The 16,029-nt window shown below is 49.0% G+C and carries 8 protein-coding genes; 2 read left to right on the top strand and 6 right to left on the bottom strand.

Going from position 1 to position 16,029, the window contains the following annotated elements; translation table 11 throughout:
• The first annotated feature begins 72 nt into the window (after positions 1–72).
• Entirely contained in the window at positions 73–2,523 is a 2,451-nt protein-coding gene (gene fadE, locus JYB87_RS08685; protein ID WP_207356444.1) for an acyl-CoA dehydrogenase FadE, read from the top strand.
• 114 nt (positions 2,524–2,637) lie between these two features.
• Here the strand turns inward: fadE and JYB87_RS08680 are convergent, their stop codons facing one another.
• From JYB87_RS08680 to JYB87_RS08660, 5 genes are all read right to left on the bottom strand, one after another.
• Positions 2,638–4,524 (bottom strand): cation:proton antiporter, encoded by a 1,887-nt coding sequence (locus JYB87_RS08680; protein ID WP_207356443.1) that lies wholly within the window; start codon positions 4,522–4,524, stop codon positions 2,638–2,640.
• A 410-nt stretch (positions 4,525–4,934) separates the two neighbouring features.
• On the bottom strand, positions 4,935–6,257 hold the full coding sequence (locus JYB87_RS08675) for an MATE family efflux transporter (protein WP_207356643.1): 1,323 nt from the start codon (positions 6,255–6,257) through the stop codon (positions 4,935–4,937).
• A gap of 335 nt (positions 6,258–6,592) precedes the next feature.
• Positions 6,593–8,029: an efflux transporter outer membrane subunit gene (locus JYB87_RS08670; protein WP_207356442.1), complete on the bottom strand. Its 1,437-nt coding sequence runs from the start codon at positions 8,027–8,029 to the stop codon at positions 6,593–6,595.
• Positions 8,022–11,114, bottom strand: coding sequence for an efflux RND transporter permease subunit (locus JYB87_RS08665; RefSeq protein WP_207356441.1), 3,093 nt, complete (start codon positions 11,112–11,114; stop codon positions 8,022–8,024). Before JYB87_RS08665 ends, JYB87_RS08670 begins: the two co-directional genes overlap by 8 nt.
• 5 nt (positions 11,115–11,119) lie before the next feature.
• Positions 11,120–12,250 (bottom strand): efflux RND transporter periplasmic adaptor subunit, encoded by a 1,131-nt coding sequence (locus JYB87_RS08660; RefSeq protein WP_207356440.1) that lies wholly within the window; start codon positions 12,248–12,250, stop codon positions 11,120–11,122.
• A 192-nt stretch (positions 12,251–12,442) separates the two neighbouring features.
• On the opposite strand from JYB87_RS08660, the gene soxR reads away from it, so the two are divergent.
• The gene (gene soxR, locus JYB87_RS08655; RefSeq protein WP_207356439.1) at positions 12,443–12,892 is read left to right on the top strand and encodes a redox-sensitive transcriptional activator SoxR; all 450 of its coding nucleotides are present in this window, start codon (positions 12,443–12,445) and stop codon (positions 12,890–12,892) included.
• A gap of 123 nt (positions 12,893–13,015) precedes the next feature.
• Here soxR and JYB87_RS08650 read toward each other — a convergent pair whose 3' ends face one another.
• Complete coding sequence (locus JYB87_RS08650; RefSeq protein ID WP_207356438.1) at positions 13,016–15,760, bottom strand: TonB-dependent receptor; 2,745 nt, start codon at positions 15,758–15,760, stop codon at positions 13,016–13,018.
• Positions 15,761–16,029 lie beyond the last annotated feature (269 nt).

Raw genomic sequence — 16,029 nt, 5'->3', positions numbered from 1 at the left:
GTTTTTAGACCCCAAAAGCGCTTCAAATACGTAATAACTATTAGATAACCCGATTTATCGAGGAGACGTACCGTGACTACCCTAATTTGGCTCATCACATTAACGTTTGTACTGGGGGCTGCTGCCTATCTGAGGGTTTCGCTGCTCACGTCCAGCCTTGCCGCAGCGGCGGTCATTTTGCTTGGCAATCTACTGGACAGTGTCAGCTTATGGATGTGGCTACCTTACTTGTTGCTTGTTATACCGCTCAATGTAGCCTCTATTCGACAAAACTTTATCACTCGTCCGGCCATGCGCATATATCGAAACATCATGCCGGAGATGTCATCGACCGAGAAAGAGGCGATCGATGCGGGTACAACATGGTGGGAAGCGGATCTGTTTGCCGGTAATCCTAACTGGCGCAAGCTACATAACTACCCTAAAGCGCGGCTGAGTGCAGAAGAGCAAGCATTTCTCGATGGCCCAGTGGAAGAAGTCTGTGCCATGGTCAGCCAGCATCAGGTATCCCATGAACTTGGCGACCTACCTGCTGAGGTTTGGGATTATCTTAAATCCCATGGTTTCTTCGCGATGATCATCAAGAAGCAATATGGAGGCTTAGAGTTTTCAGCCTATGCTCAATCTCGCGTCCTGCAAAAACTTGCTGGCGTCAGCAGCGAGTTGGCCTCAACCGTGGGCGTACCTAACTCTCTTGGCCCTGGCGAATTACTGCAACACTATGGCACTGAAGCCCAACAACAACACTACTTGCCACGGTTAGCGCGTGGCGAAGAGATCCCCTGTTTTGCCCTCACTAGCCCTGAAGCGGGTTCTGATGCAGGCGCCATTCCCGATTTTGGTGTGGTGTGTTATGGCAAATGGCAAGGCGAGCAAGTGCTGGGGATGAAACTGACCTGGAACAAGCGTTACATTACCCTCGCGCCGATTGCCACGGTGTTGGGCTTGGCCTTCAAGCTGCGCGATCCTGAGCATCTGCTTGGCAATGAAGAGGAACTCGGAATCACCTGCGCGCTGATCCCAACCGATATTGATGGTGTGGAGATTGGTCGACGTCACTTCCCGCTTAACTGCATGTTCCAAAACGGACCAACCCGCGGTAAAGAGGTGTTCGTACCACTGAGCTTTATCATCGGCGGCGAGAAAATGGCCGGACAAGGCTGGCGTATGCTGGTGGAATGTCTCTCGGTAGGACGTGGTATCACCCTGCCATCAAACTCCGCAGGTGGGGTAAAAACAATGGCGCTGGCCAGCGGTGCCTATGCCCGCATTCGTCGCCAGTTTAAACTGCCGATCGGCAAGCTAGAAGGCATTGAAGAACCTTTAGCCAGAATTGGCGGCAACGCCTATCTGATGGACGCCGTAGCAGCATTAACCACCACAGGTATTGATAGCGGCGAGAAGCCATCGGTGATCTCTGCCATCGTAAAATGCCACCTCACCGAGCGGATGCAGAAATGCATGATTGACGCAATGGATATCCACGGCGGTAAAGGGATCTGCTTAGGCCCTAACAACTATCTTGGTCGTGGTTATCAAGCGGCACCAATCGCCATTACGGTCGAGGGCGCCAATATTCTTACCCGCTCCATGATCATCTACGGCCAAGGGGCAATTCGTTGCCATCCTTACATTCTGTCAGAGATGGAAGCCGCGTTTGAACCCGATGAGCTGCGCGGTTTACGCATGTTTGACCGCGCACTGTTTGGCCATATCGGCTTCAGTCTGTCTAACTTTGTCAGAAGTTTATGGATGGGAGTCACCGGCAGTTATTTGTCCAACGCACCGGTACACGATAAGACTCGTCGCTACTACCAACAGATTAACCGGTTCAGCGCGAACTTGGCTTTGCTGTCAGATGTTGCCATGGCCACGCTCGGTGGCAGTTTGAAGCGTAAAGAACGGATCTCAGCCCGCCTTGGCGATATGTTGAGTCAGCTGTATCTGGCATCAGCCACGTTGAAGCGCTATGAAGATGATGGCCGTTTAACTGAGGATCTGCCCTTGCTGCAATGGGCGGTAGAAGATTGCCTATATCGCTTGCAGGTATCTTTGGATGAGTTACTCGATAACTTCCCAAACAGATTGGGGCCAGTATTGCGCGTCGTCATCTTCCCGTTTGGTCGTCCAATTAAACGCCCATCCGATAAACTTGATCATAAAGTTGCCCGTATAATGCAAACCCCGTGCGCTAGCCGTAATCGCTTAGGCAATGGTCAATACTTAAAGGCCACCGCCAATAACCCTGTCGGTATTCAGGAACATACCTTGCGCGATATTCTGTTAGCTGAGCCATTATACGATAAAGTCTGCAAAGCGGCCGGCAAGCGCTATCCATTTATGCAATTGGATAAGATTGCAGCCGAAGGTAAAGCGTTAGGCGTGTTATCAGATGATGAAGTGAAGTTACTGGAACAAGCTGAACGTGGTCGTCTACTGTCAATCAATGTCGATGATTTTGACCCTGAAGAGCTAAAGGCCAACACGCTTAAACGCGTCGACACTAAGCATAAGGCAGCATAAACCCCGTCTGAAATATCTGACCAAACAAAAAGGAGGCGATATTTATGCCTCCTTTTCTATTCATGCTATTGCAACTTAACCTTGCTCAGCCACCCCAGCTTATTAAGCAGCAAGTTAAGCCTGCGCTTCTATATCAGTATCCTCAAGTTGGAGTTTTTCTTTTTCCTGCAACTCTTTCAGCTCTTTCTCTTCAGCGGCTTTTTTCTGTTGATGCTCCATCGCCTCTTTAGGGATCAGGCTGATCAGTTCAACACCATTAGGCACTGAGGTGGTTTCAGTGGTGATCATATGCACTTTACCGCCCTTCATATAAATCAATGGGATTACTGACTCACCATAACGCTCTAAGAACATCTGGTAACTGAAGTTGTCGGTCAAGTTGGTACTTTTTAATACCGCGTCACGTGACATCAAACTGGCCAATTTTGAATAGGACACCGAGTCGCTGAACAAACACATCCGGCTCAAATAAGATTCTGATAATTGATGACGAGCACTGGCTGAAGCATCTGTCGTATTCACCCCATAAACACGCTCTGGGCCAAAAATGTCTTGGAAGTGAAAATACACCACTGGATTGAGTTGCTGGTAAGGACTCAAGATCAACACTTTACCAATGCCACCCAAATCCAAGAAGTTGTTGGCATGTTCCGATACCGGATTACCGAAATACACCTGGATATTGTCCATACGCGCCAAACGCACGTTATCCCAGTTGGAGTCGGCGATAATCACTTTAATCCCTTTTGATACGAGGATTTTGGCGAGATCTCGGGCAAATTTAGAGCCGCCAAAGATCAAAATACCTTGAGCAGATTTCGCCGTGACCCCCAAATGCTGCGCCCATCTTCGCGCGGTAAGCGATTGAATAACTACCGTGCCAATGATGATTAAGAACGCCAATGGCACCAACATATCAGCACCATCAACACCGCGTTGTTCGAGTTTAATTGCAAACAGTGAGCTCACTGCCGCGGCGACAATCCCGCGGGGGGCAATCCAACTTAAAAACCATTTGTCGCGAGAACTTAGCGAAGTTCCAAACCCTGAAATCCAAATGCTTAATGGCCGTGCGATGAACAACACCACCAGCAGTAACACAAGTCCTTGCCAGCCAAGGTTCAACATCGCATCAGAATTCAATCGCGCCGCCAACAAAATAAACAGTGCAGAGATCAGCAATACCGTCAGCGTTTCTTTAAATTCAATGATCGACTGGGTCGATACGCCACGCATGTTCGCCAGCCAGATCCCCATCACGGTCACAGTTAGCAGACCCGATTCTTCCTGTAGCAAATTCGAGCCGACAAACACCCCAAGGGTTACGGTCAATACGGCAGTATTGGTGAGGTAATGCGGTAAAATGTTACGCCGCAACACCCAACCCAGCAGATAGCCTGCTAACGCGCCGGCTCCCAAACCGATACCCAACATAGAGCCCAGTGCGATTAACACGTGTGAGGTTTGATCCGAACTCACGGTAATGTATTCGTACACCAATACCGCAATTAAGGCGCCGATCGGGTCGATGACAATCCCTTCCCAGCGAAGAATGCTAGAAAGCTCAGATTTGGGTCTGACCGTGCGTAACATAGGCACAATCACCGTTGGCCCCGTTACTACAACCAATGCGCCAAACAACAACGCAATTGAAGGCGTAAAGTCAAATAGGCACCAAGATGCCATACTGATGCACAACCAAGTCACAGCGGCCCCGATGGTCACCAAGTGGGTCACCATACGGCCATGATCGCGGATCTCTTTGAAATTTAGAGTAAGTGCGCCTTCAAACAGAATGATTGCCACCCCGAGAGAAATAAGCGGAAACAGCAGGTTGCCAAAAATCGCATCAGGATCGAGCCACCCCAACCCAGGGCCGACTAATAAGCCGCAGCAGAGCAAAGGTAAAATCGCAGGTAGCCGCAATTGCCAGCCTAACCACTGACACAATAGTGACAACACGCCAATTAGCGCCAACATTCCGGTAATTTGTTCAATCATTACAGTCCCTTGTTCACATTAACAACGGTGACAGACAACATGAATTCATATTTGACTGATAAAAATGGGCTCGAAAGAGTATCGACTGGATCACGCTTTAGGATCAATCCCTCAGGCAAAGATTCAGTACAAAAGCAGAATACAGATGAAAAAAGACAGCCTAATTAACGAATCCTACAACCAAAAAGATTGATGAATTCTGGATACAAAACAACAGTTAACAGAATCTCTTAAACGAAATTCAATCTGAGGATATGGATAACTAGCGCACAATATCGGCGCAATACCCAAAGCAAGTTAGGCCATTATTCATCGGCTTCGCCTAAGCAAACAAGCGAGTCCAACTTAAAACGGCCGGCGATAGTAACATGAAGCGAAAACAAGATACCAGCTAACCGCCGCTATGCGGGTTACGATTGCAAAGTTAACTTGGCCATTGTTTTACGATAAGACAGATAGGCAAAACTACCAGCAAATAAGTTACCCGCAAATGCACCAACAAAAATCCCCATGATCCCGCCCAGCTGCGCTCCTAGCCAAATGCAAGGCAAAAACAACACAAATAGCCTCACGACCGAGATCAGCAAAGCATTGTAAGACTTGCCGAGCGCGTTCGACACCGACACCAGAATCATGCAGCAGCCTAATGCACCTAAACTGAACGGTACAATTAACAGATGCTGCCGAAGGATGGCACTGACCTCACCTTCTGCGCTCATCAATTGCGCTAAGCTATCGGCCCCGAGCCATATGATAACGGCAATCAGCAACTGCCAGCCGAGCACAAACAATAATGCGATACGCACCAGCTGAGTGATCCGGTCAAACTTCCCTGCACCAAGTGCGTGACTGATCATCGGCGGCAATGACATGGTCAAGGCCAACACCACGACGATGGCAAAGAATTCTACGCGCGAACCCAGCCCCCACGCAGCGACAGCAGCAGCGCCAAAGCTGGCCAACAACTTAGTGGCCAAAATTGCCGAAAGTGACGGCATCAATTGACTCATCACCGCCGGAAAGAAAATATGGCCTATTTGGCTGAGCGCACGCTTAATCGCCAATTCGCCACGTTGAAAACTGAGCCAGTGTGAATGTTTCAGTCGATATGCCACCAGCAGAATGCCGATAAAGAAAGATACACAGGTAGCAATAGCGGCGCCGTTAATTCCCCAACCAAACACAAAGATAAACAGTGGATCAAGCGCGATATTCAATACGCTGGTCACCACCATCATTATACCGGGCAACATGGTATTGCCGTTGGCGCGGCACACACTATAGAGAAAATACTGTAATGCACCAAGCCAAGCACTCAAGCCCCACCATGCCCAATAACCGCTGACAAGAGGATGAACCGCTTCAGTTGCACCTAATGCCGTCAATAGCGGAAAACGGCAGAGATAAAGCAAGCAACACACAATCCCGATAACGGTGGAGCCTAAACTCACCACCAAGCCTGCCATCTGCTTCGCTTGGCCAGTTTGATTTGCTCCCAAACGTTTGGCGATCAACACGGTAGCGGCAATGCCGAATCCCACTTGTACGCCAATGATCACCATCTGCAGCGGCATCGTGAAGCCTTGTAACGCCAACGGGATGACGCCAAGCTGCCCAATAAACGCACTATCCACCAGTTGAAAACTCATAATGGAAAGCACACCAAACACCATAGGCCATGTGGCTTTAAATAAGGTAACGGCGAGATTTTGTTGCGATAATTGTAGGTTCATATTCAATAACGATATGTCCTGCCACCTCGGCAGCATGACAAAAAATATAAGCAAAACGATAAATAGCGTAGCGCCAGAGAATGAGCCATTTGAGCAACCAAGCGAAAAACGCTGTTTATTCCTACCACTTCATTACTCGCTAAATTAGCCCTAAACATTCGCATGATAGCGCACCATAACGCTTTGACACAGATCCATCTACTTGAGTTACACCATTAAACTGTAAGCGTTTACATAAACGCTGCTTAAAAATACATCTAAGCTGAGTGCCAAAAAGACAAAAGGCCATTCATCAAAATGAATGGCCTTTACCAATATAACTCATTAACAGATGGTTAATTCGCTTTGACGGTAACCCCTGCAGCCTGCTGCCAGCCACCACCAAGCGCTTTAAACAGATTAACCTGCGCGTTGGTAAGCGTAACTTGCGCCTGCGCATTTGCGGTACGACTGTCGAGCATATTGCGTTGACTCACTAGCAGATCCACATGCGCAATCGCGCCAACATCAAAGCGCACCTTATCCAAGTTATAAGCGCGCGTGGCTTGCTGTTCAGCGCGTGCAAGCGATTGTTGTTGCGCCGTCACCGCATTGAGTGACGTCAATGCTTGCTCTACTTCTTTCAGCGCGTTGACCACTAGCCCATCAAAAGCGGCGACCGAAACCTGAGCCTGCGCTTTCGCCTGTGCTAAACGGGCTCTTGCCGCCAAAGTGTTAGGAAAGTTCCACGAGATAAGTGGCCCGATGCCATAACTCAGACTATCGCTACCGCTAACCACATCGTTTTGTAAGTAATTCGCAGAAGCGCCCAAGCTTATTCGCGGGTACAAATCCGCCATAGCCACGCCAATACGCACAATATCCGCCGCCAATGTTTGCTCCGCTTGACGCAAATCCGGCCGACGCCTTAGCAGTTCAGTACCATCCCCGACTGGCAATGCCAGTGCGACTTGCGGCGGCAGCGTACAACTTTGCAGATCTTGCGGAGCTTCCGCGGGGGTAAGCCCGAGTAACGCTGCAAGTTCGAACAAGGCATTTTGTTTTGACGCATGGGCTATTGGTAGCTGCGCTTGCACAGTTGCCACAACCGCTTCAGCGCTGGCAAGCGCAGATTCAGTCACCGTGCCCGCTGCAAATTGCGCGGCGATAATGTCTCGCTGAGTTTTACTGTTAGCTAACGATGCTTCGACAACATTGAGCTGATTGCCATAGGCGCATAAATTAAGATACGCACGGGTAGTTTCTGCCGCTACGGTCACTCGCACCATATCGCGCGCGGCTTGTTCGGCGGCGACATCGGCTTCAGCAGCATCGATAGCTTGGCGAATACGCCCCCAAAAGTCAGCTTCCCATGCTACCGATAACCCAGCAGTTTCACTCCATTGATCATCGCTCGCGCCCTGTGTGGCATCACCATAAGTCGCACCAGCAGACAATGTGGTTGCCGGCAATCGGTCAGCGCTGGTTTGCTGCAAGAGCGCTTGCGTGCGGCGTAGATTCGCCTCGGCCACCCGCAGATCGTTATTGGCGTTCAGTGCTTGCCTCACTAGCTGATTGAGGCGCTCATCTTGATAGAGTTGCCACCAATCGTTCGGTAATGGCTGCAACGCCGTTTGGCCATTGAGATGACTAACAAACTCACCCGTGTTCATTGACTTGGGCGCGTACTCCGCCGAGTTAGGCGCAGTATTGCAGCCAGCCAAGACTAACGGCAGGAGTAAAGCCAGTGGGCGCAATCTAGTTAAACGCAATGCGTTATGACGATTACCCATGAGCCACCTCCGCACTAGCTACACTAACAGCGCGATCAGCATCAATCGCTTCATCAGCATGATCATCTTGGTGATTTGCGGCTAACAGAGTGTAAATGGTTGGCAATACGAACAAGGTAAACAGCGTACCAATCAGCATACCCATTACCACCACAATCCCGATAGCGAAGCGGCTTGCTGCACCTGCACCAGCGGCAAACAGCAGTGGCACTAGGCCAGCAACCATCGCAGCGGTTGTCATCAATACTGGGCGCATCCGCACCGCTGCTGAATGACGAATCGCTTCTAGCTTGCTCATCTTTTCATGTAACTGCATATCGTTGGCAAAAGACACCATCAAAATACCGTGTTTGGAAATCAAGCCAATTAAGGTCACTAAACCAATCTGGGTGTAGATGTTGAGCGTAGTAAACCCTAAATATAGCGGTACTAGCGCACCACACACAGCGAGCGGAACAGTCACCAAAATAACCAACGGGTCACGGAAGCTCTCAAACTGAGCTGCTAATACCAAGAAAATCACAATCAAGGCAAAGGCAAACGATACCGTCAGGCGATTACCTTCATGGACAAACTGGCGGCTATTCGATAGCCAATCCACGGTAACACCATCCGGCAAAGGTTGCTGTTGCAGGAAATTCACCGCTTGCCCCATCGTCACCCCTGGCAGCAACACTGCTGACAAAGTTGCCGAGTTCATCTGGTTAAATTGCGGCAACTTATTCGCCTGAGGCTTAATCTCAACACTCACCACGGTCGACAATGGCACCAACTTACCAGCACCGGTGCGGACATAGTAGTTACCGAGGTTATCTGGCGTTAAGCGTTGGTTTTGCGGCACTTGCGTGATGACATCATAGGAGCGATCAAACCAGTTAAAGCGGTTGATATAGTTTTCGCCCACCAAAATGGCCAAGGTGTCGGCGATTTCAGCCATGCTGATCCCTAGTTCGCCCGCTTTGTCGCGATCGATCTCTATGTGTGCTTCGGCGCTATCAAACGCCAAGTCACTATCAACAAAGGCGAATAAACTACTGCCCCACGCTGCACCTTTAAGTCCCATCAGTGTTTGGTACAGCTCACTAAATTCTCCTGATGAACGGATCACCATCTGCACTGGCAAACCACCGGTAGAGGCTGGCAAAGGGCTGTCTTGGAATAAAGAGGTGTAAACCCCATCAACGCCAGCCGTCATTCCGGCCAGTTGGGCTTGGATCTCATCGGCACTGCGTTCGCGCTCAGACCATTCTTTTAAGATCACCCCACCGAAGCCGATATTGGCTTCTTCATGACTAATGGCAAAAAAGCTACGCTCAAATTCAGGCAATTGCTGGAAGATCTTATCCACTTGGGTGCTGTACTTAGTCGTATAGTCGACGTTGGCATACTGCGGCGCCTTAGTTTGGGCAAATACATAGCCCATATCTTCTGCTGGCGCGAGTTCACGTTTCGCACCCGCGAATAACGCACCAATGGCAGCCAGAATAACCACGCCCACCAGCAAAACCGCCGGACGAGATACCAGAGTTTTATCCAGTAACTTAACATAGCGCTGAGTCAGCCCTTCCATGTAATGCTCAATCCATTTTTCCAACTTGGATTCGGCCTGACGTGACTGCAGCAATTTTCCGCTCATCATCGGCGACAGTGTTAATGCAACAACTCCCGAGACAATCACAGATCCCGCAAGGGTAAAGGCAAACTCACGGAACAAAGCGCCAGTTAAGCCACCCATCATACCGATAGGCGCATACACAGCTGCCAAGGTAATCGTCATCGCAATCACGGGACCAACGATTTCACGAGCGCCTTTCAATGCAGCGTTAAAGGGGGATAACCCTTCTTCTATATGGCGGTGAATGTTCTCAACCACCACAATCGCATCATCCACCACCAAGCCAATCGCCAGCACCATCGCCAACAAGGTGAGAAGGTTCAGCGAGAAGCCAAAGGCCAGCATTAGCGCGGCGGTGCCCAGCAATGACAGTGGGATAGTCACAATCGGAATGATGACGGCACGGAAAGTCCCAAGGAACAGAAAGATCACAATCACCACAATCGCGATTGCTTCAACCAGTGTGTGTTGCACCTCTTCAATTGAGGCATCCACAAAGTGTGCTACGTCAAACTGGCTGATCACTTCTAATCCCGGTGGTGCGACTTTTTGCATATCGTCAATCAAATCATTGATCTGCGCGACGATATCCAATGGGTTACCATCCGGTGTTGGCGAAATAGCCACCGATACCGCTTTGCGGTTTGAGGCCAACATGCCGGAATCATAATTCTGGCCACCAAGCTCGACAGTTGCGATATCTTGCAAACGCACCACGCCTTGGCTGCCTTGCTTGAGTACCATGTTGCGAAACGCGTCAATACTGCGCAGGTCAGTACCCGCCGTAATATTCAGTGCGGTTGAATCCCCTTTTAATTGGCCCGGGGAAGCTTGAATGTTGTTACTGCGCAGCGCGCCGGCGACATCGCTCGCCGTCATTCCGCGCGCAGCCAGTTTCACGGGGTCAACCCAGATCCGCATCGCAAATGGTGCACCACCCACTACTGTCGCTGAGGCCACGCCGGGAACAGAGGTAATTAATGGTTGTGCTACCCGCGAGATGAAATCAGCAATTTGCGCTGGCGCCAAACTATCACTCACAAAAGCCAAGTACTGAATTGCCGACGCGCCATCGGTGATTTTCGCAATCACGGGATCGGTAACCCCTTCCGGCAAGCGATACTTCACCGTTTGAACTTTGGATAGGATTTCGGTCATTGAACGATCCGCATCCGCATTCAACACTAACTTGGCAGAGATATGACTTTTGCCTTGGCGCGATGTTGAGGTGATGTACTCAATACCGCTGGCAGTCGAGATCGCTTGTGCGATCGGTGTCGTCACAAAACCCTGCATCATGTCCTGCGTTGCACCCGGCAGTTGCGTATCAATAGTGATCGTCGCACTTTCCATCTGCGGATACTGACGAATGGGCAAGTTGTAAGTGGCGCTTATGCCGATCAGTAAAATCATCAAGCTGACGACGATCGATAATATCGGCCGCCGAATAAAAAGATCAGTAAAGTGCATAAGGCTTACTCCCCTGCGCGCAGTAGGTTCTGTACCACTAAATCAGCGCCCGGCTGAACGCGATTTTGGCCCGTCACCACGATGACATCGCCCGCTTGTAAACCGTGGGTGATTTGAATGCGGTTATCGATGCGTTTACCCACTTCAACCGCAACAATATTGGCTTTACCCTGTTGGCTGGCATTATCGCCGCGGATCACTACCACGCTATAACCTTGAGCTGAGGTCTGCACTGCAGTGGCTGGCACCACAATCGCATCGGTTTGTGCTGGCAAGGATAAGGCGGCATTAACATACATGCCAGGGCGTAACAGCTGTTCGCTATTATCTAATTCCCCTTGCACTAACAGGTTGCGCGTGTCGCTATCCAGTTGCGGTTCTACCGCGTGCACTTTGGCCACAAAGCTGGCTTGCGGATAAACATCGCTGCTTAAGTTGATCTCACCACCAACCTTGACTGAAGCAAAATCTTGCTGTGGCAAGGTAAATTCTACGTAAAGCTTATCCAGTGCCGTAAGCGTAACCACTGGCTGACCGGCATTGACGTATTGCCCCAGATCGACATTGCGGATCCCCAATTGGCCAGCGAATGGCGCAATAACTTGCTTTTGGCGTAACTGCGCTTTTGCCGCAGCAACGTCAGCTTTTGCTTGGGCAAACGCAGATTGACGTTCTTGCAACACGTCCAATGATTCTGCGCCCGATGGCGCAAGTTGTTGTGAACGTTTGAGTTGATGTTCAGCAAAGGCTAAGCGTGCTTGCGCCGCTTCAAGCGCGGCTTGTTCAGGACCGTTATACAAGCTTACTAACGGCTGAGCTGCGGCTACTTTTTCACCTGATTGAAACGCAATAGCGTCAACCCGTCCGGCAACATCGGCTGATAGCGTGACTTGATTGATCGCTTTCAACTCACCCACGGCATTAAGCGCTAGTGGTAACGGCGCTTCCGCCACTTTCATTGCGGTGACGGGAACAGCATGGGGCTGCCAGTGAGGTTGTTGGCTCGCAAGGTAGCCTTTCCAGTAGTAAACACCGCCTAATAGTAGCAGTAGCACAACTGCAGTAATAAGAACGGTACGAATTAAATGGTTGTTTTGCGAAACAGGGGCTGGTGGCAATTGAACACCGTTACTCATCTTGACCTCCCATCTCACACTGGGATGTTAATCGGGTAACACAGCTTGCCAATAACAAATGATGACGAAGGGAATAATCTCTACCCATGTCGGCTCCTGAATAAATTGTCATAGAGTAAATCAACGCTTGAATGCGTTAGCCGACGCGAATAATATTTCCTCAAGTATACTTGAGGTCAACAGGAATTTTACATGGTAGAAAGCACAGGTGCTTTATCGGTTGGCGAAGTTGCCAAACGCAGTGGTGTCGCGGTTTCAACGCTGCATTTCTACGAAACGAAAGGACTCATTTCTAGTTGGCGCAACCAAGGAAACCAACGCCGTTATGATCGTAAAGTGTTACGTCGTATCGCAGTAATAAGAATTGCGCAATCGGCGGGCATTCCACTTAATGAAATTAAAAGCCATCTCGATACCCTGCCAAATACGCCGATTTCAGTGAAGGAATGGCGCGAATTGAGTAGCGAGTGGCATGCAATTTTAACCGAAAGAATTGAGGCGCTAATTACCCTACGAGACCGCATGGAAGGCTGTATTGGCTGCGGCTGTTTGTCACTAACAGACTGCCCCCTGAGAAACCCAGACGATGTTTTAGCTAAAGACGGCGCTGGGCCGCACTTGTTGAGCTCCGAGCAAAAATAAACCTTTACTCAACGCAGTATTAAAAACAAAAATGCCGCCCACTTGCATGGACGGCGAAAGTTGCCGCTTGCTCAAACCAAGCGGCTTACCGGAACTGGGATGTTTACCAGTTAAACGAGCAAGTTACATGGAGTAACGGATGCCCAAGCCAAAGGTACGACTGTAGATGGAAGCTGTATCGTTAAGGAATTCCTTCTCATAGTACTGGTTGAACACTTTATTGGTTAAGTTAGTTGCATCAAACGAAACCACCAAGTTGTCAGTAATGTTGTAGTTCACTTGGAAGTCTAAGCTTTCCTCTGGTTGACGATATACGCCTCGAGGATGCGCGAAGCGACCAGAACCATAACGATGTAAGAAGTTGTCACGCCATACGTAGGACAGACGCGCACTAAAGTCTTCTTTTTCGTAAATCAACACACCACTGTAAGAAGTGTCTGACACACCAAACACGCCACGATGATCATATCGTTCAATAACACCTGTATCATCAAACACAGGAATATCTTGGTTTGAGTCTAGGAAGGTACCACTGGCTTGAATACCAAAGCCATCTAACCATTGCGGTACGTCTTCAAGGAAGTAAACAGCACCAACTTCATAGCCTTTCAGCACGCCGTTTGAGGTATTGCCTTTGGCTGACAAAATGTAGTCTTCAAGTACTCCAGTATCTGGATTAGGGAACTGTGTACGAAGCAATGAATCAAACACAAAACCTTGAATATCACGATAGAAGTATGTGGCATACACTGAATTTCCGGAGCCGAAATAATATTCTAACGAGAAATCGTAGTTCTTAGACTCAGTAGGTTTCAGTGATGGGTTACCGCCATTCGCGTTACCATAACCAACATTAGTAGTATCCGGATGCAGCGAAACGAAACTGTTCAAATCGCCAAATTCTGGACGACGCAGGGTTTCTGTATAGGCAAAGCGCATCATCACATCATCAAGCAGATGATAGCGGAGGGTTAAGTTAGGCAAAAACTTAGCGCTGGTATTATTACCTGTTGAATGATCAATTTGCGCTAAGTCTGCATTCCACTTATAAAAATCCATATCGGCACTGGCGTAGGTATAGCGTACACCGATAGCCCCATCTAAACGCTTACCAAATACCTCAGTATCGAATTCACTTTGAACGTAAGCTGCCATAGAGGTTTGGTCGATTTCAAAGTTTCTTTGCAAGGTAAGACGACGTAGTCCTTCTTCGTCCGCGCCAAATCCCCATAACTCACGGAATTCTTCGCGGTTATCCCACAAGGCCTTACCACTCATTGCCACCCAAGAACGTGGTAAGTCACTTCTGCCATCGAAGAAGTCACTATTGACACCAAGCATACCTGGGTCTAAATCAACCAACGGTATGGCATTGCCGCGGTTGGTGTCGCGACTGTAAGTTTCAGATCCCCGTCTTTCGTAACGAATACCGGCTTTAGCTTTGGTAAAGATGCCCCAGTCGAGATAGAAATCGATGTCAGTGGTCAGGGTTAGAGCATCGCCTTTGTCTTTACCGGCGTTGTCAAACATTGTTGAAGTCGTCCAACGGCTAGGGTCGGTCAAATCAAGCTCTTCACCATACTCTTCCAAATATGGTGTCCACGCCATTACGCCATCGTCATGGTTAAAATCAGCAAACACATATGGCATACGGGAGTTAGCTTGCATAGCAACGCCTTCCCTTTCGAACTTACTGGTTTGATAAACAATTTCAGATTTTAACGTAGTTTCTGCATTCAAATCCCACTTGCCACCCAGCGCAAACATGTAGCTGTCGGTTTGTTGCTCACCGTAGTCGCCGCTGGTAAATGCACCAGAATTCCCCCAAGCGCGTGACTTAATTACGTTAGTGCCTTCGAACAGCTCTGGCTGAATATCGGTGGCAACACGGTTAGAGTCGGCATAGGTCAGGATCATGTGGTTTGAGCTTTCATTGCGGTAGCCATTATAGAAAGCTTCGAACACATATTCAGAGGTGTCAGTTGGTGCCCATTGCAATGACAAATTCACCGCAGGACGTTGGCGTTTACCATTGATATCGGTTTGGTTTAGCGCATCACGACCCAAATAATATTCAACCCCATCTAAGGTTGCGCCAGGCGTGCGATCGACACCATGCTCTAAGCCAAATGGGTAGTTAAACATACGTGCCAGATTGTCGGTACGAAATGGAACCACTGCACCTGCTGATGCATTTTCATTACGGTAATGGGTTTGCGCAAACGACAAGTTGAGCAACGCACCCACTTCACCAATGGATGAATCCCAACGATTACTGGCTAAGGCACTGACAATCGGGTCGGCTTTATCGGCAAGGTCTTGATAAACACCACGAGCATTGAGCGCGAATTTGGCACCCTCAAAGTTAAATGGACGATGAGTACGAACGTTCAATTGCCCTGCGATACCACTGGCAATTTGGCTGGCGTCGCGAGTTTTAAACACTTCGACACTTTCTAACAACGCCGCTGGAATATCCTGCACTGCCAAGGTACGACCGACACCAGTAAACATTTCGCGGCCGTTCACAGTAGTTGTAACGTCGGTTAAACCACGAATGGTCACGCCACTGACTTCACCAGACTCACGGTTCGTTGTTTGAACACCGGTTACGCGCTGCAGCGCTTCAACCACGTTGTTATCTGGGAATTTACCGATATCTTCCGCGACAATCGCATCAACCACTTGCACGGTTTGGCGTTTAATATTGACGGCTTTATTTAAGCTGCTGCGAATACCAACAACTTCGATGGTTTCCATCGGTTCATCAGCTTTTGCTTTACTGTCGGTAGCGTCATCTGCTGCATATATTGCTTGGCTAAACAGCGCCATGAATATGGTACTTGCTAACGTTGTTCTCTTAAACATCTCGGATATCTCCAACATTGTTATTATACAAAGCGAAATAAACCTGAGGGCTATTGGCCTTGTTCGTTCGATCAGCTGCGTATATTCAGGAGTCCCCACTCCAAACCAACCACACCACTGAACGCCCCACGTTGCCACCGGTAGCAAAATTACAGAAAATCTTTGTGCCACCGGTGGCACATTGCTATCAAAAAAAAGGGTTACCCCTAAATTTAGATAGTTAAGGATATTACAATCCTTGCTTATCTTCGGTTATACGAAACAAATCA

It is taken from the genome of Shewanella avicenniae (assembly GCF_017354945.1).
Taxonomy (GTDB): Bacteria; Pseudomonadota; Gammaproteobacteria; order Enterobacterales; family Shewanellaceae; genus Shewanella; species Shewanella avicenniae.
The sequence above is the reverse complement of the archived record's forward strand: the minus strand, read 5'-3'. Positions and strand labels throughout refer to the sequence as shown.